We start from the raw sequence: 19,418 nt of genomic DNA, 5'->3' as shown, positions 1-19,418 counted from the left end.
CTTTTTTTTTTGACTGGACGATGCCGACAGGCGAAGCGGGCGCTATAGTCAGGGTATGGCCGCGAGGAATACCTTTTTGAAAACCGCGTTGTATAACCTGCTCACCTTCCTGTTCTGCAGCGCTGCAGCAGTGGTGGTGGCAGAGCCGTTGCCAGCCCCTTCGCCCCCGAGTTTTATCGAACGGACAATGGAAAGTGCGGAAGCGACCAGGGATCAATGGTCGGAGAATTGGGTGGTTTTCGCTGAAAGTGTCGATCGCTATTTGAGCAATGAAGATACCGCGGAAGATTACAGCAACGAGAGCTATCTAAAACTGCAGCTGCGGCAGACCATTGGCGAGCGAGGGGAGCTAGAGAGCGATGTACGCCTTCGTGCGAAGGTGGACCTGCCCAATACAAAGCGAAAGACGAAGCTGTTCTTTAATAGTGATGCCGATGCAAACAACCCCTTAGAAGAGCGGGTGCGTGGCGGCTCAAGCGGCGAGCGCCCGAGCCGCGAAGAGTCGGTTACCGGTCTTGAAATATCCCCTCTGTCAGAGTGGCACCATTGGAAGCGGAGTGCCCGTATTGGTATTCGTGTGCGAACCCCACTGGTGCCCTTTGCTCGCCTTCGCTTGAGACGGCCATTCTCCGATTGGGGCGAGTGGCAGCGTGAGTTCCAGCAGGAGTTTTGGTGGTTTCGTGATAAGGGGTGGGGGGAGTCGACGGAATATACGATGAGTCGTCCGCTGGGAGAGCGTTACCGTCTGCGCTACTTCACTGGATTGGAGTTTGAGGATCGGAACGATTTTTTTGAAAACGTCCAGCTGTTGTCGCTGTCGTACCGCATCAATGAACGCGAGTCGATGGAATACCGCCTGGGTGGCTTTGCAAACAATGAGCACCGCAGTCGCCTGACGGCGTATTTTTTCGGCGCGAACTACCGTAACCAAATACACGAGGACTGGGTGTATTTCACGGTCAGCCCCGAGTTGTATTTTGCGCGAGATGAGGGCTGGGATGCCGAGGCTAGCTTAACATTTCGTCTGGATGTGTTTTTCTCTGAGTAGCCTGTGTTTTCGACCGCCGACACCTCTCTGAACAATACCTGACAGAAGGCCAGTCGCGCTGCCACTTCTTCCTCCATGAAAAGGAACGGTTGCAAACAACGCATATCTTCTCTGGAAGTTGCCCCTTGCGGTGAGTCATAGGAACGGACGATTCCCCCCGAAGTGTTTACCGCTACCATTGCCCATCACTACACAGTTTACACCTGAGATAACAAAAATAAGGATTGATAACATGGGTGCTCAGCAACAGCGGCAAGTTTTATTTCACGGCCTGATTATTCTTTTTTTAGGGCTTTTGGCGGGAATTGGATTTTCCGTTGCCGCGACGGGGCCTCAAGACGCGCCTGCCTACGGCGTGTGGCGCTTCGCGCACATGGAGGGGCTGCTGAACGGTTTGTTGGTCATTGCCATTGCCGCTGCTTGGCCGGCAATATACCGCGAGGGTAGTGTGCTTAGCGCGGCGCGCTGGGGGCTAATTGTCGGCTGCTACGCAAATATCATCGGGCCGCTGATCAATGCCTTGTTTGTTACCAAGCGCTTAATCGTCCCCGAAACCGCCTTGGAGGCGTTCATTGTCTACGGTTTCTATATTCCGGGGACGATTCCGCTACTGGCGCTACCCGTATTTATCTATGCCGTCGCTGCTAATAAGCGGGGCTGACATCCTCAGTAACGGGTGCAGTGAATACCCTGGGGACTCTCGATGGTTCCCACGCATTCGTTGCAGTGAACGCAGCGACTCTTAAAGCCGGCATCGCGCGCGCAGCGATTCGGTAATTCGGGGTCGCTCAATAAGCTCCGTCCAAGCTGAATAAAGTCAAAGCCCGCATCCATTAAGTCGGCGAAATTATCATTCCCGGTTGCGCCGCCAATGTACACTAGCTGGCAATTAACGGCCTCGCGAATGCGCTTTGCTTGCTCGAGAAAATAGAGGTCCGTGTAGGGATAATCGCGAAACATCGACTTTCCTGCCAACCGTAGAATAAGCCGCATCAACAGGCTTTTCTCTGTCGCAAGCATTGTGGGCAGCATATTATCGCCACGGAACATCAGCATTGGGTTCATCGTGCTGGTGCCGCCGCTGCAGACAATGGCATCAATACCGGCCCGGTCGAGCATTTGACTAATTACCACCGAGTCATCGTAATGAATCCCGCCGCGCACGCCCTCTGACATACTGATCTTGCCGAGTATAGGAAAGGCGTCGCCAACCGCTTCGCGAACCGCAGCAAGTACCCGCAGTGGCAGTCGCATGCGGTTTTCCAAACTGCCGCCATATTCATCTTTGCGCTTATTGGTTTTTGGACTGATAAATTGGCAAAGGCCATAGCCGTGGCCAAAGTGGATCTCCAGCGCATCGAAACCCACAGACTTCATAAATTGCGCTGCATCGCGGTACTGATCCACCATCTCATCGATATCCTGGATGGACATCGCATCGGCGAAGAACATGCCCTGACTTAGGCCCAAGCCATTAATCGCGAAGCTGGGGCCCAGCGGCCGGCGGCGTTGTAGCTCGCGGTTCTTGGAAAAGCCGCCGCAGTGCCCCATTTGCCCAGACACTGCAGTGCCGCGCTCATGCAATGAATGAATCAGCGACGTGAGGGGCGCGCGGATGCCCTCGTGCATATACATCATATTTTCATTGAGTCGGCCGTCGGCGGTCACCGCACAATAGCCGAGTGTTGTCATGGCAATGCCGCCATCCGCCAGGCGCTGGTGAAACGCACTTAACGTCGAGCCAGGGACGCCCAAAGGGGTCATATTTTCGAAGGTGCCTGCTTTAATAAGCCGGTTTTTTAACTCGAGGCCATTGATCTTGGCGGGCGAGAAACACTTTTCCAGCGAAGTGCGGCTGTCGAGGGAGGGATTGGTCGGATTCATGGCAGACTCGGTGAAATAATTATATGTAATAACGCTACATATCATCTTTGCAAAAAGCAAGCTACACTGTGCCCCGCTATTAAGAGGGTAGAGTATTGGTTCAAAAACAGCGCCGCACGCAGGCCCAGCGACGGGAAGAAACCCAATCAAAAGTCCTGGCCTGTGCTCGTCAACAATTCGGTGAAAAAGGCTATTCCACCACAGCGTTGGAGGATATTGCCCGAGAGGCCGGAACAACTATCCGACCCATCTATCACTACTTTGGCAACAAGGAAGCACTCTTCGAAGCGGTCACCGAGTCTTACGAGGCAGAACTGCTCGCGACGCTTCAGGCGCCGTCGGAAAATGGCGGCGACGCCGGGCTGGCAGAATCATGGCAGCGTTTTATGGCTCTCTGCGACCAGCCGGGCTTTGTACAGGTCGTGCTGTTGGACGCGCCCCACATTCTTGGTCGCGAACGACTGCGCCGCAGTGCTGTGGTGCTGGAGGCCCAGCGACGTCTTGACGAGATGTGGCCGGAGCGTGAGCTGTCCGACAGCGATAGAGAACTCTACGCCAGAATGCTGCTGGCAGCGTTGACCGAAGCAGCGCTAATGCGCGGGGAGCGCAGTGACTACGATAGCAGTGCAGCACTTCAACCCTTGCTGCAAGCGCTGGACAATGTCTGATGCCCGGGCGGCTGTTATAATTTGCTCTCGTGATTGACCGTATACTGGCCTGCAGTTGATGAAGTTACCTCAAGCATTACTCTCTGCCATGCAGCGACGAGCTGAACGCCGTATGGACACACCTCCTTCAAAGCGCATTGGTGAGCGCTACCTAACGCGCTGGCACCTGCTGCCTAAAAACCGCTTTTTCAATGTATACCTTCACCATGTCCAAGAAGATGATCCCGACAGTCATCTCCATGACCACCCCTGGCTATTCAATATCTCAGTTGTGTTGCGAGGGCGCATATCTGAGACCCTTCCCAGCAAGACACGTGTGCTAGAGCCCGGCTCGGTCACCGCCAGAATGTCTCGCGCGCCGCATCGTCTGGACCTGCTTTCAGCCGATAGCGTCACAGTGTTTTTGACCGGACCGAAAATCCGCGACTGGGGCTTTTATACCGAGAAGGGGTGGGTGGATAGTCAGCGCTATCTGCAAGCGAATGGTGATGGGCGGGCAGTTAGTCAAGATTACACGGCCAGATAAGCGCCGCGCCACTAAGTCTGCTAGTTTGATTATTTGAACCAACCGCCGCTAATGCTCCTCTGTTGGTTTTTGTGCATTTGGGGTGCTCGCCGTTAAGTTTTTGAATTTTATCAATTAGTTCCTATTTTTTATAAGCTGTGTATTTGCGCGTTGTCACCGATGCGCTTGTGCCACCTCTGTTGTAGCCAGTAACTTCCTTATTCCTAATAAAAAAAGTGCTCTCCAGCGCCCGCGTTTGAGAGAGCGATATAGCAACACGTGGAACGACCGTCACTACGCCCTCATCGTGGTCCAGTCTCAAATACCTAGGCAGAAGAACCCGTGTTGCATTGCCAAGGAGGTGCCGTAATGCGCGCTGTTTGCCGAGTTGGTCTACTGACCGTCGTTTCTTTCTTTATGTTTGCCTGTGGTGGCGGGGGCGGTGGTCGCTCTTCGGCGCCCGAAAGTGAGCTCTATGGTCAGTTGGTTGACTCTCCAGTGGGCGGAGTACTGTATCGGCGGTCCTCTGATGATCGGGAATCCTTGACTGACAGCAGCGGCGGGTTTCTGTATTTCAAGCAAGAGGTGATCCACTTTCGCATCGGCGGAATTTCTTTGGGTAGTGTCCGCGGGGCGCCGATCATTAGCATGCTTGCACTGAGCGCTGGAGATGATATCTCAGCGGTGAATTTGGCGCGGTTTTTCCTCACGTTGGATGCCGATGGTATTCCCGAGAATGGTATCTACATTTCGCAGCGAGTACGCGATGGTGCGGCTGATTTGACCGCAGCCCCCTCAGACTTTAAACGTAGCGATTTCCACTCCACGCCGGTTGCCAGCTGGGCGCGAACTGCCAATGGCAACGGAGTGCGAGAGTTGGTTTCTGAAGAGCTCGCTCGGCGGCATTTAGCGCTCACCGAGCGGGACATAGCTGATGGCCAATACAATGGTGATGCCGGTGCTGACAGTGATGCCGATGGCATTAGTGATTATCGCGACCGCTGCCCCCGCACTGGGTTTGGTATCTCCGTGGATGAATTTGGTTGTAGCAATGAAGCGGCAAGAGTTGATCGCGACGGGGATGGTGTCCCCGATGCACGGGATAATTGCCCGTCTTTATCTAATGGTTCGCAGCAAGACAATGACGATGATGGTCATGGCGATGTGTGTGACAGCGATGACGATAACGATGGCCTAAGCGATGAAGAAGAGGCCGCTATCGGCACCCGCCCGAATGATGCGGATACTGATGGTGACGGTGTTGCTGACGGCAGTGACCCGTTTCCCTTGGATGGCACTGAGTCTGCCGACCTGGATGGTGACGGGGTAGGCGACAATAGCGATGACGACCGTGACGGCGATGGTGTTCACAATGCCGATGATGCATTTCCCAATAATCCGCAAGAGACCGGTGATGCTGATGGCGACGGTATCGGTGACAACGCTGACTCCGATGACGACAACGACGGCACCGCCGATGAGCTAGATGCATGCCCTGCGACACCAGATGATGACGGCGAACTCCTGCAGGGGTGTTCCGAGAGCCAAAGGCCTAGGTTGAGCATTGATGATGCTGCGGCTGATGAAAACAGCGGTGCACTTTTGCTGCCGTTGCACTTAAGTCAGGTAAGCCCTGTCCCAGTGGTTGTCGAGCTGGTTTTCACTGATATCACAACCTCGGACAGCGATTTTGCGCACGCCCCGCTGAATGTTGAGATCCCAGTGGGAGTAACCGACTACGTCGCTGCGGTGCCGGTCGTTAATGATGAGGTATTGGAAGAGCATGAGCGCTTTAGGGTAACGGTTAGTCGCGCAGAATTTGCAAGGGTCGATGTCGCTGAAGCGATAGCAACCATCTATGACGATGAATTCCTCCGTGGGCGGTTGCGCATTGGCGCCTCGAAGCAGGCTATTGATCCGAGTGTTGAACACGTTGCAGGTATTGATGAACCTCGGTTGGGGGAAACGCGGCATCTACAGAAGTTTAATCTCGGCGGCTTTGGTATTAACCCACTGCAGAATCAACCTGATCCCTTTGGTGGGTTTGGGGAAAGCCTTACAGCACCAGCAGAGCAGCCATGCTTGTTGTCTGAGCAGAGTCGCTACGACCCCGAGACCTTTGACACCTCGCAATGTGTTGAGCGCAGCTGGGTGCGCGCCATGTATGTCGAGCAGCCCGCAGAGGGTGAAAATGCTGCCGAGCAAGTGATGTTTGTGGTTGTTGATGCGGTCGGCGCCGGGAATATCATTCAACAGGAAATGCGCAAGGTGGTCGCACAAGCGTCTGGTATATCTGAGGACAATGTCGTATTCGGCCAGACGCATAGCCATGCGGGTGCAGATCTTCAAGGCCTGTGGGGCGGTGTGCCCAAGGACTGGATTCACAATACCTTGTACCGACAGGCGTCACTGGCGGCACAGGAAGCCAAACAAGCCGCGACAGAAGTTGCTGTGACAGTGAAGACGGCAGAACTTGCAGAGTTTAATAATTACCGCCGTCCCAAGCAGACGGATCCAGACATTGATAGCGACACCCTTGCCACCTTATTGACGGCGATCGATGCGCGCAGTGGTGAAAATATTGGCTATCTTATGCAGTTCAATGCCCATCCGACTGCTATCAATGAAGACCCTCGTATTCCCCATCCCGATTACCCCCTCGGTGTGACGGATTGGCTGGAAAAAGAGGGCGGTACTGCGCTGTATTTCAACGGCCCGATTGCCGATGCGTCGGCGTCGGGCAGTCGCCCTGGATGTGAGCCACAGGGCTATGGCGATGCATCGCCAGACTATGGTCGCGTTCACTGTCGAGGAGAGGGCATGGCCGCCGCGGTACAGGGCGACGAGGCTATTCGAGAAATTCGCAGCGGCTTGCGTGTGCAAAGTCAGCAAGTCGTGCTGCCAGTTACCAATCCGGTTTTTGTCGCAGCAGGCGGGCTGGGCGCGTTTAACCAGTATTATGATTTCACTGGTGTAAATGAGCAGCTGCCGCCAGAGCTTGGGGCGCAAGCCCAATACCTGCCGCAGGCAACGCCCTACGCCACGACCGATGTCACTCGAATTACCTTGGGTGGTGAGGAGAGTGGCCTGGAGATTGTCACGATTCCAGGTGAAACAACCGGAACATTTGGCGAATTTATTCGCTCTCTGGCGTCGCAAAATGCGCACACTATGCTGCTCGGGCTCACGCAAAATAGCTTTGGCTATATTATCCCCGAAGAAGAGTTCAGTTATGTGGATGCCTCGGGTGACGCCGGTATGTTGGTACCATTCACTGGCTATGAGGAGTTCGTGTCCCTGGGGCCACTCACGGCGCCACTACTGCGAATGCAGGGCTACCTGCCGCTGTTTGATAAGGCGGACCAAGCCGATGCATATTTACCGCCATATTTAGCGGCGTGTTCAACTGAAGGGGCCGACTCCGAGCGTTGTTTGCTGAGTATGGCCGGGTTTCGAGTCGACTATATTCAGCGCGAATACGCCGCGCGCTGTCGCGAGCAAGGCGGCGCTGACGCCGAACCGCTTTGCAGCCAGATAGACCCTGAGATACCTATCTATGACAGCTGTATTGATAGCGGATTAGCCCCGGGCGTATGTGCGGCTTTCGGCAGTGGAGGTAGTAATAATAATGATGAGCTGCCTGCTATTGGCGAACTGATTGAGGCCACCGCGCGTGGCTGTGATCTGCTTGATCCCGCCCACTGTCTGTTTCCTTTCCCAAGCGATCATTTTACTGTCCCCGCCAGCAATGGCAGCCCGCAATCCGTTTCCCGTGGTGGTAGTGGGCGCCGAGTGGACTTCAATCCTCTCGCAATGCCGAGGAATATCGCTGGAAAGCCGATTGACCCGAGGGAATGGAACCGAAACGATGGTTTCTCGCCAGGGCAAATGATCATGACATACGTGCCGAACCTGCAAAGCAATGACGATGGCACGGTACCCGGTGCGCCTCGACTAACGCATTTGTCTGAGTCACTGGAGGTCGATCAGTCTTCTGTATTGGTAATCAATGCTGATAGTGGCGAACTACACCCGGTGTGGGCAGAGGTGGATTTGAACGCCGGCTTACTGCTACCCAGTGAGGGTGTGGAAAATAGCAGCCCCTTGGCAGAAAAACGAGCGGCGCTGCTCATCCGGCCCGCACGGAATTTTGATGAAGGGCAGAGATATGTCGTTGTTTTGAAGCGCTTGCCAAGCCAGCAAAACGGCGACCCCTATCTCAGGGCACAAGCCGCTTTCCGGGCCTGTCGAGATAGTAAAGCCGCTGGCGTTCCAGTGTTGTCAGCGCGGTGTCAGCAGTGGGATGAAAACGTCCGTCCCGTTTTGCTGCAAGCAGGGGTAGGTATCGATGATGAGCTGTACCTAGCGTGGGACTTTACCGTTGCCAGTGCGGAAAACAATGTGGGCAGATTACGCCATATGCGTGATGAAGCCTTTAAACAGCTCGGTCAGCTCGAAGACGCCCAGGGGAACATCACCGATTTAGGTCGAGCGCCAGATTACACGATAGACAAGGTGACGGAGAATCCCAGAGACGGGATTGCTAGGCGTATCGAGGGCACGATCACCGTGCCGAGTTTTGTTATTCCAACCGACCCGGCACCACTGGACCAGCTCAGCATCTATGCCGAGCAATTGTGTGTGCAGCTCCCGGAGGAAATGCGCGAAGCTTGCGAGACCTTGTTTGAGGGAGTGGGTATTGCAGATGGCGGCTCAGTGCAGCCCAACCGACTGTACTTTGACCCGCTCGATGCGCCTGCCTTCGACGCCGCCGGGGCGAGCTACGGGGACGGCTTACCCGACAGTCTCGGTGAAATGACAACGCGATTTACCTGCCAAATCCCTGAGCAAGCCAGCTCGGAAAACCCAGCAAGGGGTGGGATATACGGCCATGGCTTATTGGACGGCCACCAAGCGGTGACATACGATCACGTGCCGAATTTCAGTCGTGAATACAATTTCCTGTTTTGTGGTGTCGACCTGTTCGGCTTCTCGACAGGGGATGTTCCTAATGTTTTGGCGGCGCTGGTAGATTTATCCAATTTTGCGGTGATCCCAGATGCTTCCCAACAGGGGCTGTTGAATTTTCTATTCCTTGCCAGGGCTATGCGTCACCCGGCTGGTTTTGCGGCAGAGGCCGTATTTCAGGATGCCAAGGGCCGGCCTGTTTTCGACCATAGAGAGATCTTCTACGACGGCAACTCGCAAGGCGGCATCACCGGAGGGCCGATCGTTGCGATGTCCAAGGATGTGCAACGCGGAGTATTTGGTGTCGTCGGCATGAACTACTCAACCCTGCTGAGGCGAAGCGTTGATTTTGACGCAGAATACGAGCCGGGTGGCTTGCCGTCCTACGCTACGCCTCTCTATCTCTCCTACCAGGATGACTTGGATCGCGACTTAGGGTTTGCACTCATCCAGATGCTATGGGATCGGTCTGAAAATAATGGGTATGCCCACCATATCGCCGACAATAGCGCCTTGAATGGGCCTGACAATCAAGTCCTGCTGCAACCGGCTTTTGCGGACCACCAAGTTACCCACTGGAGCGCCCAGGTGATGGCGCGAACCATTGGCGTTGAGGTCGCTGATATTTACCCGCGTCGCCCAGGCGACAACGCAACATATACCTTTGCCTCTCGAGAGGCGTTCTTTGCGGAGCGCGACCCAGACGCCGATGCATTTTGGGGCTTGGCGCTCGCTGGGCGAGACGGCGAGGGTTACGACAGCGGCAGTTGCCAGGGAGCTTGCCGCAGCAGTAAGTCTGGTTTTATTGAGCTCGATGAAGGGAAAACACAAAGCCCGCCTATCGGTAATGTCGCGCCCAGGGGGGATGATTTCGACCCCCATGGCTACCCTCGTGCGGCGCCCCATGCAAAATGTCAAAAATCGCACTTTCTACATAGCCAAGGACAGCTACTCGATACGTGGATAGCGCGGGAGGTACGGGGGCCGGCAGGCTGCCCACCGTTACCTGCCCCCGTGACTATTGTCGGCGAACCAGTGGTAGTTGGCGGTGAGACTTTGCCTATCGATACCCGCGCTTTCAGTGCGGCCGTTGAGCAAATGCGCGATGGCGAGTTCCAAAAGGCGGGAGATGCGGTATTAGCTGGCCTGCAAGAAAATTCAGCCAATGCGCTGCGCCAAGTGATGATGGCTGTGGGGGCTGAGGTGGGGCTTGAGCAGCCGCAGCCACAGGCCAAAGCGCAACCGCAGGCTCACTCGGTTATGCCGCTGCGTGCAGGTATCGCCAAAGCGCCGATTGATATTCCGGTTGGTACCCCATTGGGGGGGTATCTAAGGCCACCTGTTGCTGGCGACTATATTCCCGGCGCCGAAGGCTTTGCCTCGGGTAATTACCGGATATTTTTCGATGAGCTGGTCGACTTTATCCCTTACATGGCTGACGGTTGCGAGCCCGACCACCCTGAAAGCTGCCCTCCTCTGGCGCCTTTGCCCGATGAGTTACGTGCGGTTCACTCCCCCTACGCAAGTTATTCGCCGCCGAGCCGAGGCTACTACGATTCACTGGTTGCCAAAGCCATTGCCCTGCACGATGGTCGCGACTACATCGTATTGTTGAAAACCGATTTCATCGGCGCACTTAACGAACTTGCCGAAGATGTAAAAGATGAAGTGCAGCGGCAAACGGGGATCGCACTTGGCGATGGTTTGGTACTGTCTGCGACTCACAGCCACGATGGCCCCGGGGCGCTTGCCAACCACTCTGCGCGCTATTTTTGGTTGGCGATGGATCTGTATCAGCACGAAGTCTACCGCAGGGTCGTTGCGCAATTGGCAGCGGTGGTGGTGACGGCATTGGACGATGACAATATGCGCTTGGCGCGCATTGGCCACGGCAGTGCCCAGGAAGCGCTGGCAATGAACGGCTTTCGTCGTGGACGTTTACCCAGCTACGACGACGATAGGTTGCAGGCCCTTCGCCGCCGCCTTGGTGTGATTCGCATCGATGCCTTGGATAAAGCCGAGCCTGAGCCAATGGCGGTGATTATCAATTGGGCGGCTCACGGCATTGCTTTTGACGTGGAGAATCAATATTTCTCAGGGGATGTGCTGGCGTCAGTGGAAAGAGCAACCGAGCAACTGATGGCGTTGCCACTGGCGATGTTGGTGCAGAATGCGGCCGGCGATATCAGTCCGCGCAGTAATATTCATCGCAATAAGCTGCAGCGTATTGAAAGCTATGGGCGCCGGCTTGCTCCGCAAATAAAAGTGATAGCCGACAGCATTGAACAGTTCCAGCTATCCCCTGATCTTCGCAGTGTGTCTAAGCGGATTATCCTTGATCGCGACAGGCTGGGTTATCGCCCTGAAGAGTTTCCCTACGCCTGGGGTGCGGGGCAGTGCGGCAACGACATTGCGGTCCCCTTCGTTGGTGCTGGTCTGAAAGACGTGCCGGGCTATGAGGGGAATGGCCTGCCCGAGCAGATTCCGTATTGTCTGCCTTCACCGCCGCCAGATGCCTATGACCTCGCCGACAATGGCGTTGCCGAAAACGCCTCGTTTTACCCGCAGGACACGATCATTGCCGCTCAAAAAGTTGGCGAGCTGACCCTGTTGATGCAGCCGGGTGAACCGCTTACTGAATACGGCCTGCGATTACTCGATGCGGCTGCTGAAGTGGGAGGTGGGGAACGCTATCGCTACGACGACACCTTTATATGGGGTTATGCCGGTGACCATATTGGCTATATCTTGCCGCCCGAAGAGGAGGACTGGGCAACATTGGGAGGCGCGGAATCTACCACGACCTTTTGGGGCTGGAAGCAGGGCGAGCGCTTTCTTGATGTAACGGTGGAGCTGCTCGAGTCGCTTCGAGACAGCAGCGCGGCGCCGATTGATGAGCTGGTTGTGCGCTATGAGCACTACCGCCAGTACTATGATTCGCAAGTCAATGCGCAAGCCTTGCCCAGCATGCTAGCGGGTAGCAGTATTTCTCAACCGCGATCCATATCTCGGTTTGAGCGAACCGAGTTTGTTTTTGAGGGAGGGGACCCTGTTCTAGGTACGCCCTCAGTGCTGATGCAAGTAGAGCGCAACGGCGCATGGCAGCCGGTTACCCGTGCGAATGGCGATGCCCTCAATACCTTCTTTGAAATGCAGCTAAAGTACCGCTTGAGCAGCGGTCGACATATTTGGCTTGTCGATTTCGAAGTGCCGCTAGACTGGCCGGTTGGAAACTACCGGTTTGTTGTATCGGGTTCAGCATTGTCACCTTCGCTAGCAGAGGAAGATTACCACCTGGTCTCTCAAGCTTTTGAGGTCAGCCCCGCCACCAACCTCGCCCTTATTGAAGAGCAGGATAGCTTAACGCTGAACTACCCTGTGTTGCCCGATACTCGCCGTGTTATCGACCCCTTTGTCCCAGAAGATGAGGCTGCGCCGATTCGTAAGATTTCGTCGATTATTGCCGTCGACAGTTTCGGCAATACCGAAGACCTAACAGATCGCTGGGCGATCGATAGTCGTGCAGTGCCTCGCTCAAGCGTGGATATTGGAGCGGACATCGTGCGGGTGGCAGTGGTGGATGGCTACGGGAATAGCGGGGTCTATTTACGTGACTAAGCTCTTTGATGCTTAGCTTTCGTTCTTGCGCCGGGCAGATAATAAAAAGTTTCTTGGGGTGGTTGTACTCGGGCAAAAGACACTGAGCGTAACGTGGTAGTCCTGCTCACACAGGAATAGGGCGCTGTCTAACACACAGCGCAATTCCAGCAGCCGCCTGAATAGCATGGCAGCGAGGCCGCGCTGCTCTTGCATAAGCTGTTGGCCTGCCGCGTTGGCCAGGGCGGTATCAGCGTCGCTCATGTCGAGTGTTGCAATGCCATTGGCGGCGCATTGTTGTTCTACAAAGTAGCTAAACCCTTTTTTGGCAGCGCTGTGGGGCAGGGCGCGGTATTGATCCAGCGCTATCCCCTGTTGCTGGGCAAGTTGTTGGCTTGCAAGCCACCAGTGGTGAAGTTGTCGTCGCGCCTGCGTTTCACCGCGCCGGGCCGTGACGGTTTGTCGAACCGCCAGGCGCAAATCTTGTGTTGTGATTGAGAGGGGCGAGTTGTTGACGGCCTTGGACAGTGGCGCGTACTGCTCAATAAACCGGTGGTAGCAGCACGGGGCGAGGGCAATCTGCGCGGTGCTCGCCGCCGCGGCAACTTTCAGCATACGTTGGTGGAGACCTCCGCAGGCGTGCAGTGCAATGATGGCGTTGGCATCGGCCACAAACGACTCTGCCTGCTCGCTCAATACATCGCAACGCACAATGCGTTGATTGGTGTTGGCGTGCCTGCGGTTGCCACTGGTAACAAGGTCGCTATCAATTTCCAGGCCGATGACAGACGAGGGTGAGTGTTGCGGGTGGAATCGCAGTGCCTGGCCGAGGTAGCCTTTTCCGGAGCACCACTCGATCACGTTTCCCGATAGTGATGCTAACCCGCCACAAAAAGCCTGTATTTGCTGCCATTTTCTACCACCAATGCCGCTGGGCGGCTCGATATGTGGTGGCGCGATGGGCGGCGTAAAGTAAGACAGAATGGCGAGTATGTCTTTGGCATGGGCAAAGTGTGGCGACAATCGCTCCAAGAGCATAAGGTCGTCGCCCTGCAGCTGGGCAACATCCTCTGCCGAGAGTGTGCAAAGCGCGCGGAACAGCGCGTCGTAGTGCGTTACTGACTCGGCGTTCGAGCCGGCGCGCCACAATGCTTCGTGCTGGCTGAGTAGCTGGTCGATGTTCTGCAATAGGTCGGCGCCTTTCGCAGCGGTGAGAACGTTGCTGGTCATGCCCACATTATACGACGGTGCGGCAGTTAACCCTCTATTAGCGCGCGGCTTTCGTTGGTGTTGCGCAGCAAATGCTGTTCAAAGCACGCGCATAGCTGCTGCCAACACTGGTGGAGCTGGGGGTAGAAATAGTGGATTTTTTCCCAGTCCTTATTACTGGCGGCAAGTTCCAGTGATGAGGCCAGCTCGCGCAGTGCGTCGCCTTGTAGCTGTCCGCTACTGCCCTTCAGTGCGCGGCTGATACGGGCAATTTCTGCAGTATCTGCTGCGGTAACTGCGCTGCGTAATGCCTGCTGTTGCGCAATGCTGTACTCGTTAAACATCACCAGCATTTTATTCAGGGTACGTTCCTGCCCCATGACCCCTTCCAGAGCTTTGTCGGCATTCCACAGCGCCTCTGCATGATTCTTTGATGCGGGGTTGGCAGGGTCGTCGCTGCGCGAGGCGTGCAACCAGCTGAGCAATTTTTTATGCAGTCGGTCGGGGTCAATCGGTTTACTGAGGTAGTCATCCATACCTGCGGCGCTGCATTTTTCCCGGTCGCCGCTGAGGGCATTGGCCGTCAACGCGATAATGGGTAACTCGCGTGCGGCTTCGCCTGCCAGACCTGCACGGATTTGGCGAGTGCACTCGTAACCATCCATTTCCGGCATCTGACAGTCCATTAAAATTGCGGAGTAGGGCGGCGCTTGCTTGTCCTGCTGGTGCTTCAGCTCAGTGATCGCCTTGTTGCCGTTATCGGCAATGCTGACCTGTAAGCCCAACTCGTCTAGCAGACAGCGCACCACCTCTTGGTTTACCGCATTGTCCTCAACCAGTAGCACGCGCCTGCCCTGTAATAGGCTGCTAGCCGGTGCCTCCTGCGTACGGTCGCCGCTATCGCTTTGCAAGTAACTTCCCAGGGGCGCCAGTTTTAGTGCTTCACGCAAATTACTGGTGGTGAGGGGTTTGGGATACCACGCATCGAAGCCCAGCGAGCGAAAGTGGGCGTCGGTTCCCTGACTACTGATTTTGCTGAGCAAGACAAAAGGCTGGCTGCTTAGATGTTCTTCCTGGCGCAGAAATTGAACGAGCTCGGTGCCATCTAAGCCATCCATGTATCGGTCGATAATAACCAGGTCGATTTTCTCCAGCGGAATATCATGACTCTCGGCAGAGTTGAGCGCCGACTCACTGGATGTAGAGCAATAGACTTTTGCGCCCCAGCGCTTCAGCTGACGCTCAAGGCTTTTGCAGCTGTTTATATTGTCCTCTATCAACCATACATGCCTGCCCGATGCATAGGCCTCATCGAATGACGCATCGGCGGATGAATTCAGCACCACCTGGACATGGAAGGTGCTTCCTTTGTTTTCCTTGCTGCTAACGGCAATGCTGCCATTCATGGCTTGGCAGATCTTCTGGCTAATCGACAGGCCAAGTCCGGAGCCGCCATAGCGGCGCGTGGTGCTGGCATCCGCCTGGGTGAATGCGTTAAACAGGCTGTCTAATTTCTCACTGGCAATGCCGATGCCGGTGTCGCGTACATAGCAGTCAAATATCCATTGGTTTTGATGCTCGGTGAGCGTAGCGTGAACAACGATCTCGCCACTTTCGGTAAATTTTAGTGCGTTGCCAAGTAAGTTAGTCAGGACCTGGCGTAGCCTTGCGGCGTCGCCTGAGACCTTGTCTATGTTGATCTCACTAAGGTCAACAATGAGCTCCAGGCCTTTTTCCTGTGCGCGCAACGACATGCTCTCGCAGACTTCTTCGATGACTTCGCGTATCGCAAAGCTGCTGTCTTCCAGGGTCATTTTCCCGGCGTCGATGCGGGAGAAGTCCAGGACATCGTCGATGAGAGAGAGCAGCGAATGTGCGCTGCTGCGGGCAATGCTCACCCGACGCTCCTGTTCGAAGTCGAGGTCGGAGTTTGCCAGTAAATTCAGCATGCCGAGGACGCCGTTCATCGGGGTGCGAATTTCGTGGCTCATGGTTGCCAAAAACTCACTTTTCGAGCGCGCGGCTTGCTCCGCTTCATCACGGGCGCGTATCAATGCTTCGGCGGCGCGTTTGCGGTCATCAATGTCTTGGAGTGAGCCGAAAATGTGTGTGCAGCGCTGCTTATCCAGTACAGGGTGGCCCGTGAGCTGAATCCACAGTTCGCGGCCTTGTTGTGTGGTGAGCTTCACTTCTTCGCTAAATGCCTGGCCATTGATAATGGCGCGTCGGATCAAATGCTGCAGCAGGTGCCACATCTCTTCCTGAGGAAACACCCTGCGAAGCGCCTCTTCAGTTGGGGTAAAGTTTGCTGGTACACCACAAATTTCCCTTGTCACCTCAGACCACGTGAGCTGGCCGCTCTCCACCTCCAGCTCCCAGGCACCTATCCTTGCTTGCTGGCTCATGGAGTTAAACATCTGTTGCTGCCGGTCCATTATCTGGGCGGCGTGCATCCGCTCACTAATGTCCTCAACCATTGACCAGATTAGCGGTTTACCCTGCGAGTCGCTGAATAAAATGCTGTTGGTTTCGATAGGCAGGGGCTCGCCATTGGCGCGGATAAGCTGTTTCTCATAGGGCCCCAGGCGGCCTGTTTCTGTGAGAATAATGAAAGCCGCCTCGTCATCTAACATGAATTCTTGGGGCGTTATATCTTGGTAGCGCAACTCGGTTAGCTTTTCATGAGGGTAGCCTAAGCTTTTGCACAGAGATTGATTGGCGGCGATGAATTTGCCTGTTTCGTAGTCGTTTAATGCAATGCCAATCGGCGATAGCTCGAACAGCTGAACTAATAGTTGGTTGCTTTCATAGCGCTTGGCAAGCAGCCACGAAATAATGGTTAGGAAGCAAAAAATGATTAGTGCCAGCGACGCGACAACAACCCGGAAGGGGTCAAGCAAATTCATCTGTAGCCAGCCGCTCTCGGGGGCGGCGGCGATTTGCCAGCGCTCATCCAGCGGTAGTCGGATATCTGTGGTCACCGCGCGGGTCTGGTCGTTAAATAGTGCGGCATCGCCAAATACGGTTTTACCTAAGCGACCCTCGGGTCCGTATTTGCGTATGGCTACCTGCAATCGCTCGCCTGCTTCGCTCAGGCCACTGCTACGCAGCAGCTGCTCTATATCAATCACGGCCGACACGGTCATAGGCTCTCCAGTACCTTGATTCTGGCCACCGGGTAGACGGGCAATCAGCGCCATACCGCCTTGAACTAATTCGACAGGGCCCGAGAGTACAGCGCCGCCGGTTTTGTGTACCTTCATCATGTCGGCGAGTTGGTCGGGCCGCGTTCTTAAGTCTAGCCCCAGCACCGGCTCATTGCCCTTGAGTGGGTAGACGTAGGCGCCGATAACACCGCGAAATACGGCAACGCTGCGAATGCGGCTTTCACCGGAGAGCAGGCTTTCGGAATATTTATCCAGATAATCGGGGTTGAGGTCGGGGTGCTGGCGGACGGCTGCCACCATCGCTTTGGCTGCCTGGAGGTCACCCTTCAGGTCACTCTCTACTTTAGCGCTGATGGAACCCATTTCCCGCAGAACGGCGTCGCGGTGATTCAACTCGCGGTTGTGGTTATTCAGCTGGTCGATATATACCGCAACAACGGCGATAAGAATGAAGCTGGCAAGGCTGGCCAGTGGGTGCAGCCAACGGCGGTAGCGACTCACAGCAGCTTGGCGTGATGCGCTGTGACGACGGAGTTTTTGGAGGAACGAGTTCATGACTGCTCCCTGAGCACCGGCCAATAAGGAAGCCGCGGCTATGCGGTACCCGAACTCTCTGTCTCGTCAGTACATATAACACCGTGGCAATAACACCTGTAATGCTAGTGTGCACTTGCCCTGTCGAACATGCGTAGTTTCCACGGCCGTTACCAGTCGATGGCTTTTCCCTGCCAATCGATGTAACTGAGCTGGCCGTCGTGGGGGAGGGCGGAGCAGAGGTCCAGCAGGCGTTCGGCGACGAACTGAGGGGTGAATAACTTGCCGTCTGGGACGCGGCGCTGGAAGGGCGCTGACAGGGGTGAGTCGGTCGTGCCGGGGTGGAAGGACAGCAATTTCAGGTTCTTAGCGCGGCGAGCGAATTCGATGCTGGCGGTTTTTAATAACATATTCAACGCCGCCTTGGAGGCGCGGTAACTGTACCAACCACCGAGTTGGTTATCGCCAATGCTGCCGATTCGGGCGCTGAGAACGGCTACCACGCAGGGCTGAGGGCCGCGCAGCAACGGTAGTAGCGCTTGAATAGCCAGCATGGGGGTTACGGTGTTGCTGTGCAGGCGCGACAGTAGCGTGTCGGCATTAATGTCTTCGAGGCGCTTTTCAGGTTGGCCGGCGGCGTCGTGTAGCACGCCATTGAAAATAAACACGCGAGAGATGGCGCCGCTATGCTCCGCCAGGGAGTCTGCCCACGCAGCGAGGCTGTCCGAGCTGTAGTCGCCGCAGTGCCAGTGCAGTCGCTGGTCATCGCATTTAGTGGCGCTGGGGTGGCGACTAAAGACGTGTACGTCATCCAATTCTTGGTCGGTCAGCAATTTTTGGATCAGCGCCTGCGCAATAGCGCTATTGCCGCCGACCACCAGTGCGCGTTTAGGGTTCATGGCGGCGATGTTCAATGATGGCGCAGCGCTCTGTGCAGCGTGGCTGGCCGGTAAACAGCTGGGAAAAGAAGTAGCGGTGTCGAGCGAACACGCGATAGCCAAGGTCTGCCAAGGGGCGAATAAGCGGCCAGCGCAGTGCGGCCATCCAGCGGTGTTTTCCTACCAGCTGCCAGGCGCGACAGCTCACATCCAGGCCAAGTAACAACGAACCGTTTTCATCCCAGCCGTGTAACACGCGGTTGGCCGCAACGGGGTCGATGCTGGGGTAGCGGCGACTAAAGTCCTCGCCGTTGATGTCTTCAAAAGCCAGTGCGCGGCGACCGTCCAGGGCGGCGAGTTGCGTCATTTCCGCGACACACAAGGGGCATCGGCCATCGTAAAATAGGGTTAATCGCGTCATAATTTCTTTCCACAGCGAGGTGCTCAGTGTCTGTACGGAGCGCCAGGTCAAAGCGATGCCTGACACGCTATAACGAAATGCCGGAGAAAGCCAAAATGAAAATCTGGGTTGACGCCGATGCCTGCCCGGTGGTGGTCAGAGACATCTTATTTAAAGCGGCCGAGCGCACCGGGGTCGCCTTAACCCTCGTGGCGAATCAAATGCTGAGAGTGCCGCCGGTCCCCCATATTACCGCGGTTCAGGTGAGCGCTGGCTTTGATGTTGCCGACAATGAAATTGTGCGCCGTTGTGAAGAGGGGGACCTGGTCATTACGAGTGATATTCCCCTGGCCGCCGAGGTCATCGAGAAAGGCGCGATGGCTCTCAACCCAAGGGGTGAGCGTTACACGGCTGACAATATTCGCGGTCGGCTGAATATGCGCGATTTTATGGAGACGCTGCGCTCTTCCGGCATTCAGAGCGGCGGGCAAAGCGCCTATGGCCAGCGCGAGAAACAAGCCTTCGCTAATCAGCTCGACCGGATACTCGCCCGTGCCTAA

12 protein-coding genes are annotated in these 19,418 nt (G+C 55.6%); 6 read left to right on the top strand and 6 right to left on the bottom strand.

Features of this window, described 5'->3' with window-relative positions:
* The first annotated feature begins 76 nt into the window (after positions 1 to 76).
* Positions 77 to 1,048, top strand: coding sequence for a hypothetical protein (locus HNR64_RS00310; RefSeq protein ID WP_204994650.1), 972 nt, complete (start codon positions 77 to 79; stop codon positions 1,046 to 1,048).
* On the opposite strand, the gene HNR64_RS00305 is transcribed toward HNR64_RS00310, so the two are convergent.
* Positions 1,008 to 1,187 (bottom strand): DUF2256 domain-containing protein, encoded by a 180-nt coding sequence (locus HNR64_RS00305; protein WP_204994649.1) that lies wholly within the window; start codon positions 1,185 to 1,187, stop codon positions 1,008 to 1,010. The genes HNR64_RS00310 and HNR64_RS00305 overlap by 41 nt on opposite strands.
* Before the next feature lie 93 nt (positions 1,188 to 1,280).
* Between HNR64_RS00305 and HNR64_RS00300 the strand changes: the two genes are divergently transcribed.
* Positions 1,281 to 1,709, top strand: a complete 429-nt coding sequence (locus tag HNR64_RS00300; protein WP_204994648.1) for a styrene oxide isomerase — start codon at positions 1,281 to 1,283, stop codon at positions 1,707 to 1,709.
* Positions 1,710 to 1,714: 5 nt separating this feature from the next.
* Here HNR64_RS00300 and HNR64_RS00295 read toward each other — a convergent pair whose 3' ends face one another.
* Positions 1,715 to 2,932 carry an NADH:flavin oxidoreductase gene (locus HNR64_RS00295; protein ID WP_204994647.1) on the bottom strand — a complete coding sequence of 406 codons (1,218 nt, stop codon included), beginning with the start codon at positions 2,930 to 2,932 and terminating at the stop codon, positions 1,715 to 1,717.
* A 95-nt stretch (positions 2,933 to 3,027) separates the two neighbouring features.
* On the opposite strand from HNR64_RS00295, the gene HNR64_RS00290 reads away from it, so the two are divergent.
* From HNR64_RS00290 to HNR64_RS00280, 3 genes are all read left to right on the top strand, one after another.
* Complete coding sequence (locus HNR64_RS00290; protein WP_204994646.1) at positions 3,028 to 3,600, top strand: TetR/AcrR family transcriptional regulator; 573 nt, start codon at positions 3,028 to 3,030, stop codon at positions 3,598 to 3,600.
* A gap of 58 nt (positions 3,601 to 3,658) precedes the next feature.
* Positions 3,659 to 4,126, top strand: coding sequence for a hypothetical protein (locus tag HNR64_RS00285; protein ID WP_204994645.1), 468 nt, complete (start codon positions 3,659 to 3,661; stop codon positions 4,124 to 4,126).
* A gap of 348 nt (positions 4,127 to 4,474) precedes the next feature.
* The gene (locus HNR64_RS00280) at positions 4,475 to 12,691 is read left to right on the top strand and encodes a thrombospondin type 3 repeat-containing protein (RefSeq protein WP_239547396.1); all 8,217 of its coding nucleotides are present in this window, start codon (positions 4,475 to 4,477) and stop codon (positions 12,689 to 12,691) included.
* 12 nt (positions 12,692 to 12,703) lie between these two features.
* On the opposite strand, the gene HNR64_RS00275 is transcribed toward HNR64_RS00280, so the two are convergent.
* The 4 genes from HNR64_RS00275 to HNR64_RS00260 all read right to left on the bottom strand — a co-directional run bounded on the left by HNR64_RS00275 (position 12,704) and on the right by HNR64_RS00260 (position 18,879).
* Complete coding sequence (locus HNR64_RS00275) at positions 12,704 to 13,900, bottom strand: methyltransferase (RefSeq protein ID WP_204994644.1); 1,197 nt, start codon at positions 13,898 to 13,900, stop codon at positions 12,704 to 12,706.
* Between the two features lie 26 nt (positions 13,901 to 13,926).
* Positions 13,927 to 17,601 carry a response regulator gene (locus tag HNR64_RS00270; RefSeq protein WP_204994643.1) on the bottom strand — a complete coding sequence of 1,225 codons (3,675 nt, stop codon included), beginning with the start codon at positions 17,599 to 17,601 and terminating at the stop codon, positions 13,927 to 13,929.
* 149 nt (positions 17,602 to 17,750) lie between these two features.
* The gene (locus HNR64_RS00265; RefSeq protein WP_204994642.1) at positions 17,751 to 18,479 is read right to left on the bottom strand and encodes an SDR family NAD(P)-dependent oxidoreductase; all 729 of its coding nucleotides are present in this window, start codon (positions 18,477 to 18,479) and stop codon (positions 17,751 to 17,753) included.
* On the bottom strand, positions 18,469 to 18,879 hold the full coding sequence (locus HNR64_RS00260; RefSeq protein WP_204994641.1) for a thiol-disulfide oxidoreductase DCC family protein: 411 nt from the start codon (positions 18,877 to 18,879) through the stop codon (positions 18,469 to 18,471). The genes HNR64_RS00265 and HNR64_RS00260 overlap by 11 nt, the downstream gene beginning before the upstream one ends.
* Before the next feature lie 95 nt (positions 18,880 to 18,974).
* Between HNR64_RS00260 and HNR64_RS00255 the strand changes: the two genes are divergently transcribed.
* Complete coding sequence (locus HNR64_RS00255; RefSeq protein ID WP_204994640.1) at positions 18,975 to 19,418, top strand: YaiI/YqxD family protein; 444 nt, start codon at positions 18,975 to 18,977, stop codon at positions 19,416 to 19,418.

The sequence above is a fragment of the Spongiibacter marinus genome (assembly GCF_016906995.1).
GTDB lineage: Bacteria > Pseudomonadota > Gammaproteobacteria > Pseudomonadales > Spongiibacteraceae > Spongiibacter > Spongiibacter marinus.
The sequence above is the reverse complement of the archived record's forward strand: the minus strand, read 5'-3'. Positions and strand labels throughout refer to the sequence as shown.